Raw genomic sequence first — 22855 nt, forward strand, 5'->3', positions numbered from 1 at the left:
CTAGGAACTTGTAACTACTATCAGTCATCTTTGATAGTATAAATTCCTGAAGCAGAATTTTTCATGTCGCTGAATCAATTTACCAACAAAATAATTACACCTTTATGTCTATTTCTATTGGGACTAGCGATTTCTCAAAATTTGGGATATACAAATTTTCAAGCAATTGGTGATAGCAATAATTCTACAGTTGTTGCTCAAACTTCGCCTAAATCAAGTCCTCAAGAAATTATTCAACCTGGAGAAATCAGAGCTTTACCTGGAAAGCTAGATACCATACCTGTTTTTAATAGTAATAGTCCAGAATGGATTAAAACTGAAGGCATTTTGCTTTCTACCTTTCCTCCTGATGGTAAAAAAACTACAGCAGCGCATCTCAATTTTCCCTTTCAGGGACGCTTTGATATATTTGCTCATCACTACACCCATACTCCTAAAGATTTACAAACACTTTATTTGGGTGTAATTGTGCATAATCCAGGGAAAAAATCTGTGACAGTGGATGTGTTACAAGGGGCGAGTTATTTAATGCAAGATGCGCCTTTTGTGACTCTAGCGCCGTACATTGATAATAATGATAATAAAGCTTTTTCTGGCCCTGGCGATCGCGCGGTGAGTGATGTTATTCGAGGTATTCGCCAAGTCGATATCCCCGCACAGTTGCTCATTCCTCCAGGACAAAGCCGATTACTATTGAATCATCCTATACCAGTCAAAAATCTCGAAAAGCCTGTAAATGGTCGTTCTAGCTTGCTGCGGCTGCGTAGTAGTGGCAAAGTTTATACAGCGAGTTTAGCAATGTTTGCTCGGAAAAATGCTGATGGTGGGGAGCGGGCTCCTACTCTTGCAGAATGGCAAGCTTTACTGAATAATGGTAACTTTGCTGGGCCGAGAGATAAGATTCCTACCCCTCCCAATGCGACCAGTGGAGCGTTGATTTATGGTCGCGTAGCTGGTGTATCTCAGGGTTCCCAATGGCAAGCAAAGCTGGTGGATGATGCTAATACTAAAGTTCTCACGATTCCCCAGCCCGGTCAAGGAATTTCCTATGCTTTGAATACCCTCAAAGGTGGGCGCTTGGGTAGCGGACAAATCCAAACGGCTAAGATGCTGGTACGCTATCCGGATACAGCCTACGAAGCGCATGGTAATTATGGAGTGGAATATAATCTCAGCTTACCCTTAAGTAACAATACCAAGCGATCGCAAAAAGTTGCTATTACCCTAGAGACACCTTTGAAGGAAGACAAGTTATCTCAAAGTAATCTGCGCTTCCGTAAGCCATCGCTAGATTTTCCCTTTTTCCGTGGTACAGTGCGGCTGCGCTATGTCGATGAGCAAGGACAAAACAAGACGCGCTATGTGCATTTGTGGCACAGAACAGGTCAAGTTTTAGAACCATTGTTGCAGGTGGTGCTACCGCCTTCCACTAAACACATGGTGCAGGTAGATTTAATTTATCCCCCCGATTCCACACCACCGCAAGTGTTGACCATCAGGACGTTGTAAAAATGTAAATATGTGCCAAGGTGGCTACAATAGCGTACTTTTACCTTATATAATGTTTGGTAACTCCAATGAAATTAAAAATAACATTGGTTGGTATCGTTTTGGAATTATCAGCTGGCTTATAGCCAGTTTTTTTTTAACTAATCATAATACAAATTCGTAGTTAATCTTGCCTACAGGTGAGTTATGATAACCCACCATCGGCATGTGTTTTGATTTGCAGTTATACCAATTCTCTAAAATCCTGGCACAGATTCAAACCCCCAAGCCTAGATATAATCAGCTTTGTTAATTTTGAATTGTAAATTTAGAATTGGTATCAGGTCGGTTAAATGTTGGAGATTTTTAACTACTTACCGCTGTAAAAAAAGGCAATCTCTTTCTCTTTGAGAGGAGCAAACCCAGCGTCTGTCAGCAGTTGGTCAAGTTCTGCTTGGGGAATGTGTTTAGCACCAATGCGGACAATGCGCGATCGCATCGTGTTGGAGACACCGCTACGCTGTCTATTTGCCTCTAGCGCCATGACTTTAGTGTATAGTTCTAGTTTGGCAGCCGGAATCGGGGAACCGTCGAAATCAATTCCCTGGGCGATCGCTAGATCAATCGCATCAGCACCCGTGGTCGTGGAATCTACTTGATTACTTTCAACAGTCATGGCAATTCGCTATAAATACATTAAACCTTCTGCAATAAATCATTCTACCAGCCATGCTGACACCATTACTTGATCGGTGTGGGGGGTGTGGGGGGTGTGGGCAGTGTGGGGAGGTGGGGAGATGGGGAGATGGGGAGGTGGGGAGATGGGGAGATGGGGAGGTGGGGAGATGGGGAGATGGGGATTAAAGTGTCAGGTCTAATGCCCCTTTTTGTAAAGAAATGTAAGCAAAAGTTATATTTTTTGGTACTAAACCCTCAATACCTTGAGACATGTAACACAATTCCCGAAAATATTTACAAGCTAAAGGTCAAACAAATTTGCAGCTAGTAACTTTGCGGTGGTATCAGATTTTAGTAACAATCAATAAGGGTTAAGGGAGTCTAGAAAGAATGGCAGAACAACACAAATCAACAGTTGTGATTACGGGTGCATCTTCGGGAGTCGGTTTGCAAGCGGCCAGAGCGCTAGCCCAGAGGGGAAATTGGCATGTAGTCATGGCTTGTCGCAATTTAGAGAAAGCCGAAAATGCTGCCCAATCTGTGGGAATACCTAAAGACAGCTACACAATCATGCACCTGGATTTAGCCTCTCTAGATAGTGTGCGACAGTTTGTGAAAAATTTTCGAGAAAGTGGTAAATCACTAGACGCCTTGGTGTGTAACGCCGCTATCTACACGCCTTTATTAAAAGAACCATTACGCAGCCCAGAAGGGTATGAATTAAGTGTAGCGACTAATCACCTCGGACACTTTCTCTTGTGCAACCTGCTTTTAGAGGATTTGCGGAACTCATCAGCTTCCGAACCCAGGTTAGTGATTTTAGGAACCGTCACCCACAACCCCAAAGAGTTAGGCGGAAAAATTCCCCCGCGCCCAGATTTAGGCGATCTTCAAGGTTTAGAGGAGGGATTTAAAGCACCCCACTCGATGATTGACGGCAAAAAATTTGAACCTGTCAAAGCATATAAAGACAGTAAAGTCTGCAATGTGCTGACCATGAAAGAACTGCATCGCCGTTATCATGAGTCTCACGGTATCACCTTTAGTTCACTTTACCCCGGATGTGTTGCCACCACAGCATTATTTAGAGATCACTATCCTTTATTTCAGAAACTTTTTCCCCTCTTCCAAAGATATATCACTGGTGGGTTTGTGTCGGAAGAAGAATCAGGAAACCGAGTTGCAGAGGTAGTTGCAGATCCCGAATACAATCAATCCGGTGTTTATTGGAGTTGGGGAAATAGACAAAAGAAAAATGGTAAGTCGTTTATTAAAGAGGTTTCACCAGAAGCCAGCAACGACGACAAAGCTAAACGCCTGTGGGAGTTGAGCCAGAAGCTAGTTGCATTGGCGTAAGACCCCAAGACCCCGCTGTTAAGAGTTCCCTACCTCCACTAAAAGACTTTTTCACCAAGCCCTAAGTAGTGTTTACTACAATAGATTTGAGAATTTGCTTTTAAAATCAATGTCGGTCAAGCTGTTAATCAGCTAATCAAGTGTCTCTTCCTCTCTGTCGCTGGATGGAGGGGAATTTTTATGTCGGTAGGTAATACTAATTCGTAGTAAGTTCGTCGGCAGAATTAAAGATAACTGACAGGGATTGTGATTTGTGTAGCTTTGTTTAATTTTTTGCTATTTTCAACAGATTTGTGTTTGTGTTACTCGGTCGCGCAACGTCGGTTGCTTGCTCGCTGAGGTAATTTCATACTTTAGAAGTTGTTTGACGAAGGGAATTGTGGAGATAACCCCGTGCGTGGCTCTCCCTTGTGGTAGCTGATTTCCTCTGTTCCCTTTCATATGCAATTTTTACATTATTTCTGTGATTTATGGTAAAAATACGGGAATAATCAGATCGGATTGAGTCAGGTTGTACGGTCAATTAAGTCTTTTTACTTATTTCTAAGTAGTAACTGAGAATTTTGGAGTTTTCGCCATGATTGAAAGCTTGATACAAATGACGAACAAAAACACGGATGCACTGGTGGATATGGTACTGGGGTTTTATTTAGATGGCGACATCATTGACAGACAGCAAATTGAACGAGAATTGCTGGATTTAGAGAATAAATATCGTTTGGGAATTGGTCAAGTATTGGTAGAGAAACTCCGCAAGTTAGCGACCGACAGGGGTTTGTAAAGAAGCTGCGGGCGATCGTTAATTGCAAATAACAGGATTGGCTAGCATCTTACGGTTATGTTGTATGTTAATTGAAATATAGAATTCCTAATTTTCAATCAGCAATACTATAAATATTAACTCGATGCATTGCTGGCGGAGGGTTAAAGGGAATCTCAATCCAGAACTCTGTGCCTTTACCAGGTTGAGAAATGCAGTCAATCACGCCACCATGTTTTTTGACAACAATTTGGTAGCTGATAGCCAGTCCTAATCCTGTACCTTTTCCTACTGGTTTAGTTGTAAAAAATGGGTCAAAAATTCGTTTTTTTACGCATTCATTCATGCCTTTACCATTATCGGCAATGCGAACCAGCATGGAGGAATTATCAGATGAAATTTTAGTAGAAATTATGATTTTAGGCTGAGAAAATTGCAGATTTTTAGAATCTTTTTCTAAAGCATCAATGGCATTACTGAGCACATTCATAAATACTTGATTCATCTGCCCAGCGTAGCACTTGACTGAGGGTAATTCACCATAATCTTTGATGATTTCAATTTCAGGTTGATTACCATTTGCAGTGAGTCGATGTTGCAAAATTAATAATGTATTATCAATCCCTTCATGGAGGTTAACAAATTTATATTCAGCTTCATCTAAACGGGAGAAATTGCGTAGTGATAGTACGATCGAATGAATGCGATCAGCGCCCACTTGCATTGAGGAGATGATTTTTGGCAAGTCTTCTACTAGAAAATCTAAATCGATCGCTTTTTCGAGGTCGCAGATTTCATTATCAGGTTGGGGATAGTGTAGTCGGTAAAGGTCTAAAAGCTTGAGTAATTGTTGGGTATATTCTTTGGCGTAACCCAAGTTACCATAGATAAAGCTGACGGGATTATTAATTTCATGAGCTACACCTGCTACTAACTGTCCCAAGCTAGACATTTTTTCAGTTTGAATCAACTGTGTTTGCGTTTCTTGTAGCTCGGATAAGATATGCTCTAGTTGCATCGCCTTAGCTTTAGCTTCTGTTTCTGCAGCATGGCTTTGTTCGTAGAGTTGGGCTTGTTGAATAGCGATCGCCGCTTGATCTGCTAACTGTTGTAATAAATCTATTTCTACATCTTGCCAATCTCTAGGAGCATCACATTGATGGGCGATGAGTAATCCCCATAATTGTAACCCTATGTTGATGGGAATAATTAAGTTGGCTTTGACTTGCAGATGCTGCAAAAATTCTCGATGACAGTCACTCAATTCATCAGTTAACACATTTCTAATGACTCGTATTCTACCTTTAGCGTAAAGGTGAGCATATTCTCCAGGAAAGCATTCTGGTGGTATTTTCACCCCTAAAACTGACACATAATCACCGTTAATTTCCTCAACAATTACTCCACCGTCGGCTTCACCTATCGAGCGGTAAATCAGCACTCGATCTGAATTAAGTAAAGGGCGGACTTCCTGGACAATTGTTTGCAGAGTTGTGTTTAAATTTAAGGTGCTGCGAATCTGTTCTGTAACTTGTTTGAGGACTCTAGCAATTAGCAATGATTTTTCTAATTCAGCAGTTTGTTCATGTACCTGATTTTCTAAATTTAAATTTAGCATCTGCACTTGTTGATACATTTGCTGCTGCTGAATTGCCATGGAAAAATGGTAACACAAAGCTTTTGCTAAAGATATATCTTCAGGCTGCCATTCTGGTGCTTGTCCTCTTTTTTGCTCTCGCCAAACTTCAAAAGAAAGCTGTGGTAGTTTTTGTCGCTGATTGTGTTCACAGCGTCCAGCCCACAAAATTTCGGTATCAAATTCGGCACGAAAAATGCTGATAACACCAATAAAGCTTTGGCGATAATATAGGGGAATTAATAACAGTCCGCGAATTTGTGTAGGCTGAAAGGCGATCGCTAAAACCCGCAATTGCGTTTCTTTATAGATGTCTGTAATTGCCCAAACGCCTCCTGGTTTTCGTTCCGCGATCCAGTTTTGCCAAATTGGATGCTGTTCAATGATATGATTATTTTTGTGTAAATTGGTGGGTAATATTGGTTGCTTACCCCAAGTATATAAATCTTGACTATGCTGAATGTAAAGTCTACCACCTACACCATTAAAAGCAGAAATTGTTGTTTCTAACGCCGCTTGTAATTGGATAGTAGGTAATTTATGTAATAGGGTGGTGACGCGGTTAATTGTGGCTTCGCGCTGCTGCTGAATGCGGGTTTCATTGAGAAGATTACTTTGGGCGATCGCAATTTCTAATTGGTCAACAACTTGCTGAACAATTCTGATTTCTCGCTTCAAAATTCTGCGCGGTTGACTATGATGTGAGACTAATAATCCCCACAGTTCCGGTTTAGCTGATTGCTGTTTGAGGTTGCAAAGTAAAATGGGAATAACCAGGGAAGATTGCACTCCCATTGAGGTTAAATATTCTATGTGGCAAGAGTCTACTTGACGATAGTTAATCTGGCGATTTTTGTATGATTTGCCTGTTTTTAAAGAATATAATGGTGAGACTCCAATTTTACCATTACTGACATCTACAATTGAGCGCTGACGAACTTGTAAAAACATTTCTCTCGCTATTTGGGGAATATCGTCAGCGGGGAAACGCAACCCGATTAAAGATGGTAAACGCTGTTCATCAATTGATTCTGCAATCACCTCTCCACTTGCATCAGCATTAAACCGATAAACCATCAACCGGTCAGTTTCTAAAAATGAACGAACTTCCGCAACTGTCGCTGATAATATTTCTGGAAGTTCTAACGATCGCCTAATTCGGCTCGTCATTTCATATAATAAACTTTCCTGGTCTGATGCCTGTCGCCATCTATTGTGTCTATCAGTTAGTATCATTACCTAGTTACACCTAAATATAAAGATAAATAAATTTTTCCATGGTTGATAGTAATGTTTTTGCGTCTATGTTGCCCATAAAAAGCTTAATTAAAACTAAATTTTAATACTTTATCTTTATGGCGTATTCGGTAAAATTACCCAGATTATCTCCGGTAAATTCTTTTGATGAGAATCATTAATTTTGAGAAAATAAATTAATTTTTCTAACGTATTTTTTGTTTACTAATAAAAATAACCAAAACAAAATCATCAACATTTCGGATTTTTTTAGCAATTTAAAGCCTTGAGTGAGGGAAACGTTACCGTCACCCTCTCGCAAGAATTCCTCAATATTTGATACAATTAATTTACAAATATTTATCAGAAATTGCTGTTAGAGAAACTAACTGACGAATCTCGGCCCGGACACTCATTAAGATTTTACCGAGATAATTTTGTCCAGTTTTATCTGCTCCGCAACCCCAAAAATAATCAATAGCAGAGTTTTCTACTATTATCTCATTACCTGTACTCAACAGGATTTCTCGAATCTCGCTGTGAGTCAGAAACTTTTTGAGCACAGCAGTTCGCATTACTTCCGTTTTCACCGCATCCCAATCGCAACGGAGTCTTCGGGCGGGACAACGCCCCAACGCAGCAGCTTCTTCTGGTGTTTGGGCACTATGAATCACAGGTATAATTACTGCATCGGTGCTACCAACAAATTTTTGCGCTTGATAATAATGCTCAACTGTTGACCAATAAGTCCCGTGGATTTGGATTCCATGCAAAGAAAAGTTAGAAAAACAGCCGTAAGGCTGCCAAACTTTGTAAAAGTAAATAGTCATTTGAAAATTGCTCTTTTAAGATCAACTTAAATCATGTCTCTATATGCTATGGCCATTTTCAAACGGGAGAAAGAGCAGTAGTAAGGGCGAACGGCCGTACCCCCTTACATCATTTCTGGAGATGTCTAATATAAATTTGAGCTAGCCCCCAGTTTCTAGCTCCTAACCTCAACCCTATGTATTGCCATTAACTTTTCTGTGCAGCTTGATTGAGCCATTCAATCAAAGGTCTTAAGGTTCCTGGCATTGCAGCTTCACTGACGGTTACGGTATGCTGTTTACCTTGGTCTTCTACTGTTAATTTATACTGAAAGCGATCGCTCTGGGGTTGAGCGGAGGTAATTTGTGCGGGTAATTTAAATAAATCTGCGGCTTCTACTAGTCGTGGTAGCACTTCGGCTTCATTTGGTGGCAAAGTAGCTGTATCCAAGGTTGTGGTCTTGGTAATTCCAGCAAAGCCGCCTGTGCGTTGAAACGATATCCGCATTTTTTGTTCTCCGTCGTGTTGTTTAAGGGGAGAAGTACAAAGATTGCCAGACTAGTATCATTATTCTTAAGTTTAGCATTAAGTAGGTCAGCGTTGAATCCACGTTACGGGTTTAATTTAATATTTGCGAGGGAACTGCAATTGTCCCCTGGCGATTATCTCTGCGAAGATTATCAGCACTGCGCTAAGTAATCTTCCTACTTCACATCTAATTACAGTTTTGCCATCACGCCTACCTTTTGCCAAGCATTTTTGATGGCTTTTTGTTCTTTGCTATCAACGCCGTAGAGTTCGCCGGCTACTTTCACGGTGATATCAGCAGCGTGTCTAAACTCAGATTTGGGACGTAAGCGATCGCGCAAGGCTATATACCAAACTTTACCAGCTTTCTCCCAAGCATAACCACCGATTTCTACGGCGGCTAGATAAAATGCATAATTGGGAATGCCGGAGTTGATATGTACTCCAGCATTATCCTCAAAGCCTGTATACTTATCCTTCATATACGCTGGTTGCGGGTCTTTGCCTAACACCGGGTCGTTGTATGCTGTCCCCGGTGCTTTCATCGAGCGGATACCAATACCTTTGACTCCTGGAGCTAAAAGACCTTCACCGATAATCCAATCGGCTTCAGCTGCTGTCTGATTTTTGACTTTTTGTTTGACTAAAGAACCGAAAACATCAGACATGGATTCATTTAATGCACCAGATTCACCATAATATAGTAAACTGGCTTCATACTGGGTGATGCCGTGGGTTAATTCATGGGCGATAACATCAATAGATTTGGTGAAGCGTTGAAACAGTTGTCCATCCCCATCACCATAAACCATTTGGTCGCCGTTCCAGAAAGCGTTATCGTACTTGACGCCATAATGCACAGTCGAATCTAAACGCAAACCTTTATCATCTATAGAATTGCGTTCAAAAACTTCATAGAAGAAATCATAGGTAGCGCCGGTGGCGTCGTAGGCTTCATTCACAGACACATCTCCGCTGGGAGGGCTACCCTCAGTACGTACTAGTGTACCAGGAAGTTGTTGACTATTTTTCGCATCATAAATTGTCCGGCGCTTCACACCAGGGGAAGGTGCAAAAGAAATCGGCCCGACTACATCTCGTCGTCCTCGCAGTTGGGCGGAAACATTGAGAGTCTGAAAAGCCCAGCGACGCTGTTCCGGATTGCCATTCACAGCCACATGTTCTAGCATATGCGGTGGAACGATACAGCAGATAGGGCATCTATGATAAGATTGATGTCCGCATGTAAATCTAGATGATTTTTGGGGATTTCGAGCCATCCGACATATTCTCCTTTTGCAACTAAGTGATGGCAAACATTGGCTGAAACTCCACAGTTAAAAGACGCAAAGAAACCAATGCAAACCGTGTGTCCTTGGTTTGTCTTCAGTTCGTAGTCAGGAATTTCAGCATTAATGAAACAAAGCAGTAGTCAGTTGTGGGGACATGACATAAAAACACAAGAGAAATTGTGATTTCGCAAATTCTCATGGAAATCTTTGTCTTGATTTGAGATTAACCCCTCTACAGACCCAACGGGTTTATATGATAGTCCCTGTTGCCGAGGAATGTGTAATTTATGACTATTTTTTTAATAGAAATTTTTGCTCTCATGCTTAGACCCAACCGCCGAACACAGCAAAGCCATAGTATTTCCAAGGTACTGCTACTGTTTCAAATCCAGCGATGGCTAGCATTTGCACTTGAGTATCTAAAGTAGCTAATTGGTCTTGACTAGAATAACCTTGAGTATCGCTAGTGCCAACCTTAGCGCGAACCGCAGCCAATTCTATTCCCTGTTGGTCTATCCATTCTTCCCGTGCAGTTTTGTAAACTTCTGCCAGCACAGGTAATTCTGGTAGGATAGGGTCAGCATTCCAAAAACAGCCATTGTGAGTGAGGCTATCGGCGATTTGTTGAAATAGCTTAAACTTCATCTCATCTTCGAGATGGTGAATTGCCAAAGATGACACAGCTGCGTCAAACTCTCTCCCAAAATCAAACTTTTCCGGATAATTCGCCCACTCGCCAAAATCTGCTTCTATTCCTCTCCATCTTTGCTCATATCCAGCATTGGTAATTTTAGCTTGAGCAAACTCCAGCATTCGCGGTGAATAATCCAAAGCGATAACTTGCGCTTGTGGATAACGGTTGAGAAGCTTGAGACTCAATTCCCCCGTACCACAACCTAAATCTAAAATCCGACCGGTTGTGGAAGGAAGACAACGGGTGATAACTTCCAACATTTCATCATACCGGGGTAATAGCTGACGAATCCCGCTATCAAAGTCAGCAGTTTGGGCGAATACTTCACTGGGGAATATTTGTGACATGTTGCTGGCCTTGGCTTTTTCGTAATTTATCCTTAAAGGTATCACAATGGGTTTGTATCTATGCGTTTATTTCTTATTTACATAACCTAATTTCCAGTTGCTTGGTTGTTTTAATTGCTCTATTTTGCCTTGAGCCATCAAGAAAACTACCAATCGCGTATTTAAATATCCTTTAATTAAGTGATATCCTGGTTTAGCATCGATATCTTCATAGGATGCATATTCAGTTTCTGTGATTAAACCACAATAAGTTTTATTTTCTGAGATTTTTATTGTTAGTAATCGGTCGTTTTCGTATCCTTTAGGAACCATAAATACGCCATAAACATGATGGCGACCGCGCCAAGGTTTAACTACGATTTTTTCAGGAGAAATATAATGTTTTTCTCCGGTGGATGAGGCGATAAACCCGAAAGGGTGACAACTAACTCTGGGCGATCGCTTCCAAGCCCAACCGGCACCAGCTATACTAATTGAACTAATTACTAATAAAATATAAATAATAAGTCGATGTCTTCGCACAATTTAACTCCAAAAATCCCTCTTTTTGGTTATACATAAATGTTGCCTATCGTTCAGGCAAAAAAACTGCGTAGACGCGCAACGGTTTGTCCTTAAACATCGCCCCCTGAAACTTGGACTATTTGTCGTGGACATACCTATTATACACGTAGGTATCATATGGGAATCCAATTTGCTTTCTAAAATTATTCGTGTAGGTAGAAAACAGGGAACAGGGAACAGGGAACAGGGAATAGGGGAGAAGACTCCGTGAGGTATACGGACTTTTTTTCAAAAATCAAATATGAGTCCTATAGATTTTCCCTCATCTGATTTGCAGCGAGCAATACAAATTTGACACATGCCGCAGCGATCGCCCTAATTGTTGCTAAATTAACAAAGGAAATTACGATCAAGCCAAGCTAGCTGCAATCAACAATGGTATCTATCTCTACTCCCTTTTCGGATATTCAAAACCATTGGGCGCGCTTATTTATTACAGCTTTAGCCCAACGTGGGATTGTCAGTGGTTTACCTAATGCGACATTCCGTCCCGATAACTCACTCACCCGCGCTGAGTTTGCAGTGGTGATTACTAAAGCTTTTCCCAATGTCACCAAGAAGCGACAGTATGCGGCTTTTGCAGATGTACCTGCTAATCATTGGGCAAATACGGCTATTACAACAGCTTATGAAAATGGATTTATTAGTGGTTTTGGGGATAATCGTTTCCGTCCCGACAACCGCATTACTAGGTTAGAAGTTATACTTTCTCTGGTCACAGGTCTGGAATTGGCTACAAAAATCAAGCCAGACTTGGTATCAAGTTTGCCACAAATTTATCAGGACGCCGCGCAAATTCCCGGTTACGGAAGAAACCACGTAGCCATTGCGACCAGTTCAGGAATAGTCAATAGTTTCCCCAATATCAAGCTACTAAATCCTAGCTTGGCAGCCACCCGCGCCGATATTGTGGTGTTTGTTTATCAAGCTTTAGTCTATCTAGGTGCGGTACCCAAGATTTCCTCTCCTTTTTTGGTGGTATATTCCACACCGACATCAATTCCCACACCCACACCCACACCAATTCCCACACCGACACCAATTCCCACACCCATTCCCACACCACAACCAGTACCACCAGGGGCTACGCAACCATTTCATCGCCGGGAATTTCGGGGTGCGTGGGTAACAACCGTGTGGAATAGCGATTGGCCTTCCAAAGGGGGACTACCTGTTGCACAACAGCAAGCAGAATTGATCGAAATTATTAAAAAATTACAAGACTTGAATTTTAATGCCCTGATTTTGCAGGTGCGACCAGAGGGAGACGCCTTATATAATTCTCAATTAGAGCCTTGGAGTGCTTGGATTACAGGAACTCAAGGTCAAGCGCCTACACCATTTTATGATCCTTTAGAATTTGCGATCGCAGAATGTCATAAACGCAATATTGAATTACACGCTTGGTTCAACCCCTACCGAGCCAAAACCAGCACCAAGGGTAGTCCCAATGTCGCCCCTCACATAGCAGTAACTAATCCCGAAGTAGTTTATCAGTGGGGAAATCAGTTGTGGATGGATCCCGGTGCAAAAATCGTTCAAGACAGAGCTTATAACGTCATTATCGATGTTCTGCGGCGTTATAACTTGGATGGAATTCACCTTGATGACTATTTTTATCCTTATCCCATTGCTAACCAATCCTTCCCCGACAGCAAAACCTATGCAGCTTACCAATCCAGCGGTGGTAAACTCAGCTTAGATGACTGGCGGCGAGAAAATGTCAACCAAATGGTGCTGCGGTTGTCTCAAGGAATTAAAGCCACCAAGCCCCATGTAAAATTTGGCATTAGTCCTTTCGGTATTTATCGTCCCGGACAACCAGCCGGAATCACTGGTTTAGATGCATATGCCGTGTTGTATGCTGACTCTAAGAAATGGTTAGAGCAAGGTTGGGTTGATTATTTAGTACCTCAACTCTACTGGCGCACTGATCAAACAAAACAAGGTTATGCTGCATTGTTGGAATGGTGGACACAAGTGAACACCAAACAACGACACATCTATGCAGGTAACAATATCGGACAGTTAGATGGTAAAACTTGGAAAAATGAAGAGATTGCTAAACAGTTAGTAATTTCCCGCAATGGGGGACAATTCTCTTTAGGAAATATCTTTTTCAGCATGAGTTCCATCAGCGAAAATCGCCAAGGCATTGCTGATGAATTCAAATCTGCACTCTACGCTAGACCTGCATTAGCGCCTACTATGTCATGGCTAAATATAGTCGCACCGCTACCACCCACAAAACTGCAATTTAGTAACAACAGACTAAATTGGCAACCCCAAGACAATCAACAGGTGCGCTCTTGGACAGTTTATCGCCAAATTGCCAATACTTGGACACTGCAGCGCATTTTATCTGCAGGGACAACCTTTGCGACCGTTGAACCGGGAACTTATGCAGTGTGTGCAGTGGATAGATTAGCAAATGAGAGTGCGGGAGCGGTGATTACGGTGTGATGGCTGGGATTGGGGATGGGGGGATGGGGAGGTGGGGAGGTGGGGAGGTGGGGAGGTGGGGAGGTGGGGAGGTGGGGAGGTGGGGAGGTGGGGTGATGGGGGTTAAAGCGTCAGCCTTTGAGCCTGACGCTTGAGGTTCAGAGGCTGACGCTTGAGGCTCAAAGGCTGACGCTTGAGGCTCAAAGGCTGACGCTTGAGGTTCAGAGGCTGACGCTTGAGGTTCAGAGGCTGACGCTTCAGGTTCAAAGGCTGACGCTTCAGGCTCAGAGGCTGACGCTTCAGGCTCAAAGGCTCACACTTGAGGCTCAAAGGCTCACACTTGAGGCTCAAAGGCTCACACTTCACCCTCAAAGGCTCACGCTTCACCCTCAAAGGCTCACACTTTAATCCCCATCTCCCCATCTCCCCATCTCCCCATCTCCCCATCTCCCCACCTCCCACACCTCCCACACCTCCCACACTCCCCACACTCCCCATCTCCCCACCTCCCACACCTCCCACACCCCCCACACCTCCCACACCTCCCACACCTCCCACACTCCCCACACCTCCCACACTCCCCACACCTCCCACACGCCCCACGCCCCACACTAAACATAGACCACAAGAAATCATTACACTGAAGTTAGTTGCCTTGTTGGGATTGACTGTCCCTGAGAAATGATGACTCAACAAACTAGTAAAATTGTGATTTTAGGTGGGGGTTTTGGCGGCCTCTACACAGCCCTGCGTTTGAGCCAGTTACATTGGGAATCTGGACAAAAACCCGAAATTGTGCTGGTGGATCAAAGCGATCGCTTTCTCTTTTCTCCTCTACTATATGAATTACTGACTGGTGAATTGCAAACTTGGGAAATCGCCCCACCTTTCACAGAACTTTTAGCCAGCACAGGTGTGCGTTTTTATCAAGCAGTGGTGTCTGGGATTGATACCAGCCAGCAGCGGGTACAGTTACAAGATGGGCCGGAACTCGCCTATGACCGCTTAGTATTAGCTTTGGGTGGAGAAACTCCATTAGATTTGGTTCCTGGTGCGGCTTCCTTTGCTTATCCCTTCCGCACTGTTACCGACGCCTATCGCCTGGAAGAACGGTTGCGAGTGTTAGAAGCATCAGATAGTGATAAAATCCGGGTGGCGATCGTTGGCGCTGGTTATAGTGGCGTTGAATTAGCTTGTAAGTTAGCCGACAGACTCGGCGAAAGAGGACGCTTTCGACTCATTGACATTGCAGAGCAAATTCTGCGGACTTCCCCAGAATTTAACCGCGAAGCTGCGAAAAAAGCTTTGGATGCGAGGGGTATATTTATTGATTTGGAAACCACAATCGAATCCATTGGGACTGATACCATTTCTCTGGAATACAAAAATCAGATAGACACAATTCCTGTAGATTTGGTAATTTGGACTGTGGGAACCAGAGTGACTCCCGTAGTGAAATCTTTACCCCTGAAACAAAACCAGCGGGGACAAATCAGCACCACACCGACTCTACAAGTTTTCGACCATCCAGAAATTTTCGCTTTGGGAGATTTAGCCGACTGTACAGATGCAGAAGGACAGCAAGTCCCCGCTACCGCCCAAGCTGCTTTTCAACAAGCTGATTATACCGCTTGGAACATTTGGGCAACACTCACAAATCGTCCTTTATTACCCTTCCGTTATCAAAAGTTAGGCGAAATGTTAGCCCTGGGAATAGATAATGCTACTCTCACAGGTTTAGGAATTAAACTTGAAGGGCCTTTAGCATATATCGGCCGTCGCTTGGCTTATTTGTATAGAATGCCTACTTTAGACCATCAATTAAAAGTTGGTTTTAATTGGCTAGTTCGTCCTATCATAGAAACACTTTCTCGTTAGCATTCGTTGCAGCTTGAATCAGGCAAAATCTATTTTCTAAGATTCAAAATCATAAAAGTTTGATGGAACGACCGCAAGTTATTTTTTTAGATGCTGTAGGCACAATCATCGGGGTTAAAGGTAGTGTCGGCGAAGTTTATAGTCAAATAGCTCAAGAATTTGGCGTCACAATTTCCGCTGATATATTAAACACAAAATTTATCCACAGCTTTAAAGCCGCACCACCCCCAATATTTCCCGACGCCGATAATCAAGATATTCTCCAGTGTGAGTTTGATTGGTGGCAAAAAATAGCTATCAATACTTTTGAAAGCGTCGGTGCTATGCAAGAATTTTCTGATTTTCCGGCTTTTTTTAGTGAACTTTATATCCACTTCGGTACTGCTGAACCCTGGTTCGTTTATCCTGATGTGCTTCCCGCTTTAGCAAACTGGCGACGCTTAGGAATTGAATTAGGAGTGGTGTCTAATTTCGATTCTCGAATTTATTCTGTGTTGCAAAGTTTGGGATTGAGAGACTTTTTTACTTCGATTACGATTTCTACCCAAGCACGCGCAGCTAAACCAGACCCCCAAATTTTTGCAGTAGCTTTGGAAAAACATAACTGTCCACCAACAGCAGCTTGGCACATCGGCGATAGTGTTAAAGAGGACTATCAAGGTGCAAAAGCCGCAGGTTTAAGAGGTATTTGGATTAATCGTCAGCAAGAGGGTAAATAACTGTAACGCAACAAGGGCTAAGGAACAATAAAAACCTCTTTCTTTAACTCCTAGTCCCTAGTCCCTAACCCCTTTTTTTAAAGCCAGTCTATCCCTCATCCCTCATTGTTGCTAATTAGCAAAACTTCTACTTCTGTATTGGCAGAAATTAATGTGGTACCCACAGGTAAGATAGCTAAGGCGTTAGTCTCGGCCAGATTAATCAAATTACCAGAACTGTGGGTACCGCCTGCTTTGTAAAAGTGATAAACGCCGGCGATTATTTGTAATTTACCGCAAATGTATGTTTCTCTGTTACCATCTGATCGCAGTTCGTCATGCGATCGCACTTGTAAAAATTTTACCTCCCAACCGTCACTCATTCCCGCCAGTTTTTTGATTGCTGGTTGCACAAATCGCCAAAAAGTCACTAACACTGCTACGGGATTTCCCGGTAATCCCAAATAGAGTTTTTGGGGTTGAGGAGATAAATTGTCTCCATGATTGACAAAACTCGCCACGGTGAGGGGTTTACCCGGTCGCATCGCTACGGCGCGTCCATGAATGGTTGCACCCAATGACTCTAAAATTTTGTCGATATAGTCATAATCTCCGACGGAAACTCCACCGGAAGAAATCACCATATCAGCATTGCTCAAAGCTTGGCTGATGGTTGCGGCTAAAATTATCGGGTCATCTTTGACAATCCCTAAAATTAAGGGTTCTCCTCCACTTTGTCTGACTAAGGCTGCTAAAGCATACTGATTAGAATCGACGATTTGTCCTGGTTGTAATGGTTGTTCAGGTGTGACCAATTCGTCGCCTGTGGAAAAAATTGCTACACGGGGGCGGCGGTAAACACTAACGCAGGCACAGGATGCAGCGGCTAAAATAGCGATTTCTGGAGCATTTAACACAATTCCCGCTGGTAGTAATTGTGCCCCTGTTTGAGAAAATGAGCCTTTGTGTCTGACGAATGCTTGGGGTTTTGGCGCTGTGAGAATAAAAACCCGATTTCCTTCTGTGTGGGTATTTTCCTGCATGACTACAGTATCGGCCCCTTGAGGCATCACCGCACCGGTAAAAATCCGTGCTGCTTGTCCGGATTGCACTGCACATTGGGGCTGGTATCCGGCAGGAATTTCTGTCACAATCTCTAAAATAGTCGGAGATTCGACATTACAGTGCTGCACATCTTCATAACGGACTGCATAACCGTCCATTGCTGAATTATCCCAGTGGGGAAAATCTCGTTGACTAACCACAGGGGCGGCTAAAATCCTTCCTGTGGCTGCGAATAAATCTACAACTTCTTGATCCCGCTGACTAGCCAGCGGTTGTACCAAATTGAAAATAATTGTTTGAGTATCGTTGACAGATAACATGACGATTTTATTTAGGGGTTAGAGGTTAGGGGTTAGAAGTTGAGGCGAGACACTGAGAAAATTCTTACCTAGCCCTTAGTCCCCAGTTCCTAGTCCCTAGCTCTTCTCACTATGCGTTATAAAAAGAATAATGAAGATTAAAAAGCAACGCTATACTCTGCGTCAATCACTGTCAGTGTTCCGTTATAGCGGACGGGCTATCAATTTGGTATGGACGACAAGCCGCAGACTGACGATTATTCTTGCTACTTTAACTTTATTGGCTGGTTTATTACCAGCAGCGATCGCTTACATTGGTAAATTAATTGTAGATGCGGTGGTTTTTGCGAACCAATTGGGAGTAGAAAGCAACAGGAATCATCCTTTATTGTATGTTGGTTTGGAAGCGATCGCTGTAGTTTTATTAGCGGCTAGTCAACGAGGAATCACTATCTGTCAATCTTTGTTGCGGGCGCTACTTGGTCAACGGGTGAATGTATTGATTTTGGAAAAAGCCCTCACCCTCGACCTGACTCAGTTTGAAGATGCGGAATTTTATGACAAACTAGCGAATGCGCGGCGAGAAGCTTCAGTTCGTCCCCTCTCTTTAGTCACGCGCATTTTTGGTTTAATACAAAGCGCCCTTTCGCTGATTACCTTCGGCGTTTTGTTAGTTAATTTTTCCATTTGGGCGGTATTAGTGCTGATTTTAGCAGCAATGCCCGCATTTATTGCTGAAACCAAGTTTGCTGGGGAAGCTTTTCGCTTGTTTAGTTGGCGCGCTCCAGAAACTCGCCAACAGCACTATTTAGAGAATCTGATAGCTAGGGAAGATTTTGTCACAGAAGTCAAACTCTACCAGTTGGGAGAAATGCTACTGGGGCGTTACCGTCAGCTTTTTCACCGACTTTATGGTGAAGATAGAGACTTGACACTGCGCCGGGGATGGTGGGGATATGTTTTAAGTTTAGTGAGTACTGGTGCTTTTTACATTGCCTATGGTTGGATTGTCATAGAAACCGTGGTAGGGAAAATTTCCCTAGGAGAGATGACAATGTATCTCACAGTGTTTCGCCAAGGACAATCTACTTTCTCCAGCGCCCTGACTTCTATCGGTGGGATGTATGAAGATAACTTATATCTTGCCAATCTTTATGATTTTCTAGAAGAGAAAGTACCCCAACCTTGGGGTAAAGCCACCACAGGTTTAAATCCCCAAGACGGAATTCGGTTTGAGAATGTCTGGTTTACCTATCCAGGGAGTTCCCAACCTGCATTGAAAAACATTTCCCTACATTTAAAACCAGGAGAAAAGTTAGCGATTGTCGGGGAAAATGGTTCTGGTAAAACCACTTTAATTAAACTCCTCACCAGACTCTACACACCCGAATCTGGGAGAATTTTCCTCGACGGTTTAGATTTGCAAGCATGGGATGTAGATGTGTTGCGCCGGCGCATAGGAGTGATTTTTCAAAACTTTGTCCGCTACCAGTTCACCGTTGGGGAAAATATCGGTGTCGGTGATGTTGAACATTTAGAAGATGAAAACCGCTGGTTAACCGCAGCCAAAAAAGGTAACGCCCAAGCTTTCATTCACCAATTACCCCAAAGTTTCACTACTCAACTTGGTCGCTGGTTCAAAGGTGGACAAGAACTATCCGGGGGACAATGGCAAAAAATAGCCCTCGCTCGTGCTTTTATGCGAACTCAAGCAGATATTTTAGTCCTCGATGAACCCACATCAGCAATGGATGCTCAAGCTGAGTTTGATATTTTTAACCATTTCCGCACTCTAACTCAAAATCAGATGGTATTCTTGATTTCCCACCGCTTTTCTACAGTACGCATGGCTGACAAAATCACGGTTATAGAAAGAGGTGAAGTTGTAGAACAGGGAACCCATGAAGAATTGTTAGCACAGGAAGGACGTTATGCCGAACTTTTCTGGTTACAAGCGACTGGTTATCAGTGAAAGGTGGTGTGTGGGGAGATGGGGAGATGGGGAGGTGTGGGAGGTGTGGGGGGTGTGGGAGGTGGGGAGGTGGGGAGATGGGGAGGTGGGGAGATGGGGAGATGGGGATTAAAGTGTGAGCCTTTGAGGGTGAAGCGTGAGCCTTTGAGCCTCAAGTGTGAGCCTTTGAGCCTCAAGCGTGAGCCTTTGAGGGTGAAGCGTGAGCCTTTGAGGGTGAAGTGTGAGCCTTTGAACCTCAAGTGTGAGCCTTTGAACCTCAAGTGTGAGCCTTTGAGCCTCAAGTGTGAGCCTTTGAGCCTCAAGCGTCAGCCTTTGAGCCTCAAGCGTGAGCCTTTGAGCCTAACGCTTTAATCCTCACACCTCCCCACCACCCCATCACCCTATCACCCCATCACCCCATCACCCCATCACCCCACCACCCCACCACCCCATCACCCCATCACCCCATCTCCCCAATCCCCCATTTTTAAACCAGGAGTAATCACCAATGAATTTAATCACCGAGCCAACAATTCCTGTCAAAATTCAAAAGATGCGAGAACGGGTACGGTGGAAGCACCCAAGTATTGTAGAACGCGGAATTGACCAAACTAGTATGGTGATCAGCGATCGCCAAGATGACAACCCCGAATTTTCCTTTCTGGTGATTGGTGACACTGGGACAAAAACCCATTACGGACACCACCCGCAACGACAAGTGACGGAACTGATGCTTCCCCACAAAGATGAGTGTCGGTTTGTGTTGCACACTGGAGATGTGATTTACACCGTTGGTTCCAAGGAATATTACTCAGATAACTTTATCAAACCTTACCGAGAATTTCTTGTCGGTGGTGACAACCCCAAGCGCCTCACCTATGACCGCATGGTCTTCAACCTACCCTTTCTACCAGTCTTAGGCAATCATGATTATTATGATGTGCCGTTGATGTATCGTGTAATTACAGGTAGCACTCTGCAACTGCGTCGTCTTTTCCGCTACAAAGATTTTGAAATTGGCTGGCACGGTTCTAATCAAGGCGATGCTTATGCACGAGCGTTTCTAGATTATACGGCAGCACTCAAATTTCCAGAAGAATTCCCACGTCATTTAGATTCCCAATACACAGCGAAAACAGACACGGGGCGATGTCTGCGTTATGAACCAGGAAAATTTACCCGTTTACCCAACCGCTATTACACCTTTCGTTACGGCGGTATCGATTTTTTCGCCCTTGATTCTAATACCTTCAATACACCATCACCCATACCTGCAACTCAAGCTGGAGACATCAACCGCCGTGAACTAGAAAAACGGCGTCAACAAATAGAACAAGAAGAATTACAAATTCTAGCCACATGCGATAAACTTAACGCCAACATTCCCGCCGAAGCTGAACAACTCGATGAATTGAGCGCCAAATTAGACCAAATTAATGAAATTAAAATAGATATTGAAAAACAGCTAGCATCCCACAACACCACCGATATCGATTTTGAACAACTAGACTGGTTACGCAACAGATTAATTGCATCTTGGCACACTTCCGCAGTCCGTGGACGCATCATCTATTTTCACCACCCACCTTACGTGACTGAAGCGACGAAATGGGATCAAGCCCAAACTTTAGCAGTTCGCCATCGTCTACGCTGGGTTTTGGAACAAGTAGCGGAAACTCTCGGCTCTCTGGTGAAAGAACGCCCTGTAGTCGATTTAATTTTAAATGGTCACGCCCACTGTTTAGAATATCTCCGCACAACTAATACAGGTTACGCCGACTCTCACATCAACTGCATTATCTCAGGTGGGAGTGGTCGCCGTCCGCGCCGTCAGCGTCCAGAGGGGACAGAATTGATGGAAACTTTCAGCGAATTGGGCAATACTTCTATTCGCAAGGTTGCAGATTCTCATCTTTTTGTCGGTCGCAGTGACTATCTTTTTCAAAAGCAACTACCTTACTCTGCGGTGCGAATTGATGTTCAAGATGGTAGTCCACTCAAATTTATTGTCAGACCTTTAATCGCCGAACGTGTAGGGGAAAAATGGTACAACCGCCATAGTGAACCTTTCGTGATTTAAATAACTCGTACGGGCGGGGTTTTCCCGCCCACGGTTCATTTTCCCTATTCCCTTTCATTTGTTGCTTATATTCATCCAGATGTGCCATAAAAGTAAGCCAAATTTTCTCTCTCTCATCGTAATTCTTCTCGTAATCCTGGGTTGCTTAACTTCCACAGCACAGGCTGCTACTGTCTATGAACAGCGGCTAATTCACAGTCCAGATGGTATTGGTAAATTTTACATGGGGCGAGAAATTGCCCAAGTTATGGGACACACGGGCGCTGGTTGGCTGGAAAGACCAAGCCGTGAAGCGGAGGAACAGCCGAGTAAAATCATCAGTGTTTTGAACTTGAAACCTGATGATGTGGTAGCAGATATTGGTGCAGGGACGGGTTATCTCAGTTTCCCCATGGCACAGTTATTAACAAAAGGTAAGGTGCTGGCTGTGGATATTCAGCCGGAAATGTTGGAGATTATGGAATTTTTTAAACAAGAGAAACAGATTACTAACATTGAAACTGTTTTGGCTTCCCCAACTCATCCCAACCTCCCAGATGCAAGCATTGATTTAGCGCTGATGGTTGATGCTTACCATGAATTAGAGTATCCCCAAGAAGTGATGCAAGGGATTGTGAAAGCGTTAAAACCTGGTGGTCGGGTAGTGTTAGTTGAATATCGGGGAGAAAATCCTTTTATTATGATTAAACGCCTGCATAAAATGAATCAAAAGCAAGTGCGTCGAGAAATGCAAGCGGTGGGTTTGGTGTGGCGAGAAACCAAAAACTTGTTACCTCAGCAGCATTTAATGGTGTTTGTAAAGAAGAAAGGGTGAACAACCGTTTAATTAAGGGCGAACAACCGTCATTGGTGTCAACTTAAGCCACAGATTGCTTAAATGCTTGGCTTTCATACCCGCCTGGGAATGAATTCCCAGGCTAATAGCTTAAGTCTACTGAAGTAGACTAGGGATCTGTGAGAATTTGTAGTCATCTTGAGATGACTTTTGCTATGAGACTCAGAATTCATTCTGAGGCGGGACAAGGGTTTTGCGTTAAGTTGACACGTATGAAC

Annotated in this window: 20 protein-coding genes; 11 read left to right on the forward strand and 9 right to left on the reverse strand. The window is 43.3% G+C overall.

Annotation, left to right across the window (positions count from 1 at the left end):
* Positions 1–63: 63 nt before the first annotated feature.
* Positions 64–1509 carry a DUF3370 domain-containing protein gene (locus tag MIC7126_RS0104665; RefSeq protein WP_017651963.1) on the forward strand — a complete coding sequence of 482 codons (1446 nt, stop codon included), beginning with the start codon at positions 64–66 and terminating at the stop codon, positions 1507–1509.
* A gap of 349 nt (positions 1510–1858) precedes the next feature.
* Here the strand turns inward: MIC7126_RS0104665 and MIC7126_RS0104670 are convergent, their stop codons facing one another.
* Positions 1859–2164: a small RNA NsiR4-regulated ssr1528 family protein gene (locus MIC7126_RS0104670; RefSeq protein ID WP_017651964.1), complete on the reverse strand. Its 306-nt coding sequence runs from the start codon at positions 2162–2164 to the stop codon at positions 1859–1861.
* Between the two features lie 392 nt (positions 2165–2556).
* On the opposite strand from MIC7126_RS0104670, the gene MIC7126_RS0104680 reads away from it, so the two are divergent.
* Positions 2557–3522 carry a protochlorophyllide reductase gene (locus MIC7126_RS0104680; protein ID WP_017651966.1) on the forward strand — a complete coding sequence of 322 codons (966 nt, stop codon included), beginning with the start codon at positions 2557–2559 and terminating at the stop codon, positions 3520–3522.
* Between the two features lie 598 nt (positions 3523–4120).
* Positions 4121–4303, forward strand: a complete 183-nt coding sequence (locus tag MIC7126_RS0104685; RefSeq protein ID WP_238553604.1) for a hypothetical protein — start codon at positions 4121–4123, stop codon at positions 4301–4303.
* A 94-nt stretch (positions 4304–4397) separates the two neighbouring features.
* Here the strand turns inward: MIC7126_RS0104685 and MIC7126_RS0104690 are convergent, their stop codons facing one another.
* The 6 genes from MIC7126_RS0104690 to MIC7126_RS0104720 form a co-directional block, all read right to left on the reverse strand.
* Positions 4398–7154, reverse strand: a complete 2757-nt coding sequence (locus MIC7126_RS0104690; RefSeq protein ID WP_026100037.1) for a GAF domain-containing sensor histidine kinase — start codon at positions 7152–7154, stop codon at positions 4398–4400.
* Positions 7155–7504: 350 nt separating this feature from the next.
* Complete coding sequence (locus MIC7126_RS0104700; RefSeq protein WP_017651970.1) at positions 7505–7984, reverse strand: NADAR family protein; 480 nt, start codon at positions 7982–7984, stop codon at positions 7505–7507.
* A gap of 187 nt (positions 7985–8171) precedes the next feature.
* Positions 8172–8471 carry a protealysin inhibitor emfourin gene (locus MIC7126_RS0104705; protein WP_017651971.1) on the reverse strand — a complete coding sequence of 100 codons (300 nt, stop codon included), beginning with the start codon at positions 8469–8471 and terminating at the stop codon, positions 8172–8174.
* A gap of 212 nt (positions 8472–8683) precedes the next feature.
* Entirely contained in the window at positions 8684–9772 is a 1089-nt protein-coding gene (locus tag MIC7126_RS0104710) for a M4 family metallopeptidase (protein ID WP_026100038.1), read from the reverse strand.
* A gap of 336 nt (positions 9773–10108) precedes the next feature.
* Positions 10109–10825 carry a class I SAM-dependent methyltransferase gene (locus MIC7126_RS0104715; RefSeq protein WP_017651973.1) on the reverse strand — a complete coding sequence of 239 codons (717 nt, stop codon included), beginning with the start codon at positions 10823–10825 and terminating at the stop codon, positions 10109–10111.
* Between the two features lie 66 nt (positions 10826–10891).
* Positions 10892–11347, reverse strand: coding sequence for a hypothetical protein (locus MIC7126_RS0104720; protein ID WP_017651974.1), 456 nt, complete (start codon positions 11345–11347; stop codon positions 10892–10894).
* Positions 11348–11764: 417 nt separating this feature from the next.
* On the opposite strand from MIC7126_RS0104720, the gene MIC7126_RS0104725 reads away from it, so the two are divergent.
* Positions 11765–13852, forward strand: coding sequence for a glycoside hydrolase family 10-like protein (locus MIC7126_RS0104725; protein ID WP_017651975.1), 2088 nt, complete (start codon positions 11765–11767; stop codon positions 13850–13852).
* Positions 13852–13986: a hypothetical protein gene (locus MIC7126_RS32195; RefSeq protein ID WP_017651976.1), complete on the forward strand. Its 135-nt coding sequence runs from the start codon at positions 13852–13854 to the stop codon at positions 13984–13986. Before MIC7126_RS0104725 ends, MIC7126_RS32195 begins: the two co-directional genes overlap by 1 nt.
* Here MIC7126_RS32195 and MIC7126_RS31530 read toward each other — a convergent pair.
* A complete protein-coding gene (locus tag MIC7126_RS31530; RefSeq protein ID WP_154655828.1) occupies positions 13955–14467 on the reverse strand; it encodes a hypothetical protein in 513 nt (170 codons plus the stop codon). The two genes, MIC7126_RS32195 and MIC7126_RS31530, sit on opposite strands and share 32 nt — an antisense overlap.
* Positions 14468–14515: 48 nt before the next feature.
* Here MIC7126_RS31530 and MIC7126_RS0104745 point away from each other — a divergent pair, with 48 nt between their 5' ends.
* Together MIC7126_RS0104745 and MIC7126_RS0104750 are read left to right on the forward strand one after the other, a co-directional pair.
* A complete protein-coding gene (locus tag MIC7126_RS0104745; RefSeq protein WP_017651979.1) occupies positions 14516–15709 on the forward strand; it encodes an NAD(P)/FAD-dependent oxidoreductase in 1194 nt (397 codons plus the stop codon).
* Positions 15710–15771: 62 nt separating this feature from the next.
* Positions 15772–16428 carry an HAD-IA family hydrolase gene (locus tag MIC7126_RS0104750; RefSeq protein WP_017651980.1) on the forward strand — a complete coding sequence of 219 codons (657 nt, stop codon included), beginning with the start codon at positions 15772–15774 and terminating at the stop codon, positions 16426–16428.
* 95 nt (positions 16429–16523) lie between these two features.
* On the opposite strand, the gene MIC7126_RS0104755 is transcribed toward MIC7126_RS0104750, so the two are convergent.
* Entirely contained in the window at positions 16524–17792 is a 1269-nt protein-coding gene (locus MIC7126_RS0104755; RefSeq protein ID WP_017651981.1) for a molybdopterin molybdotransferase MoeA, read from the reverse strand.
* 130 nt (positions 17793–17922) lie between these two features.
* Between MIC7126_RS0104755 and MIC7126_RS0104760 the strand changes: the two genes are divergently transcribed.
* From MIC7126_RS0104760 to MIC7126_RS0104780, 4 genes are all read left to right on the forward strand, one after another.
* Entirely contained in the window at positions 17923–19743 is a 1821-nt protein-coding gene (locus MIC7126_RS0104760; RefSeq protein WP_017651982.1) for an ABC transporter ATP-binding protein, read from the forward strand.
* A complete protein-coding gene (locus MIC7126_RS31825; protein ID WP_238553605.1) occupies positions 19703–19855 on the forward strand; it encodes a hypothetical protein in 153 nt (50 codons plus the stop codon). The genes MIC7126_RS0104760 and MIC7126_RS31825 overlap by 41 nt, the downstream gene beginning before the upstream one ends.
* A gap of 375 nt (positions 19856–20230) precedes the next feature.
* Complete coding sequence (locus MIC7126_RS0104775; RefSeq protein ID WP_017651985.1) at positions 20231–21802, forward strand: metallophosphoesterase; 1572 nt, start codon at positions 20231–20233, stop codon at positions 21800–21802.
* A gap of 79 nt (positions 21803–21881) precedes the next feature.
* Positions 21882–22616, forward strand: a complete 735-nt coding sequence (locus tag MIC7126_RS0104780; RefSeq protein ID WP_026100039.1) for a class I SAM-dependent methyltransferase — start codon at positions 21882–21884, stop codon at positions 22614–22616.
* Positions 22617–22855: the final 239 nt, after the last annotated feature.

It is taken from the genome of Fortiea contorta PCC 7126, assembly GCF_000332295.1.
GTDB lineage: Bacteria > Cyanobacteriota > Cyanobacteriia > Cyanobacteriales > Nostocaceae > Fortiea > Fortiea contorta.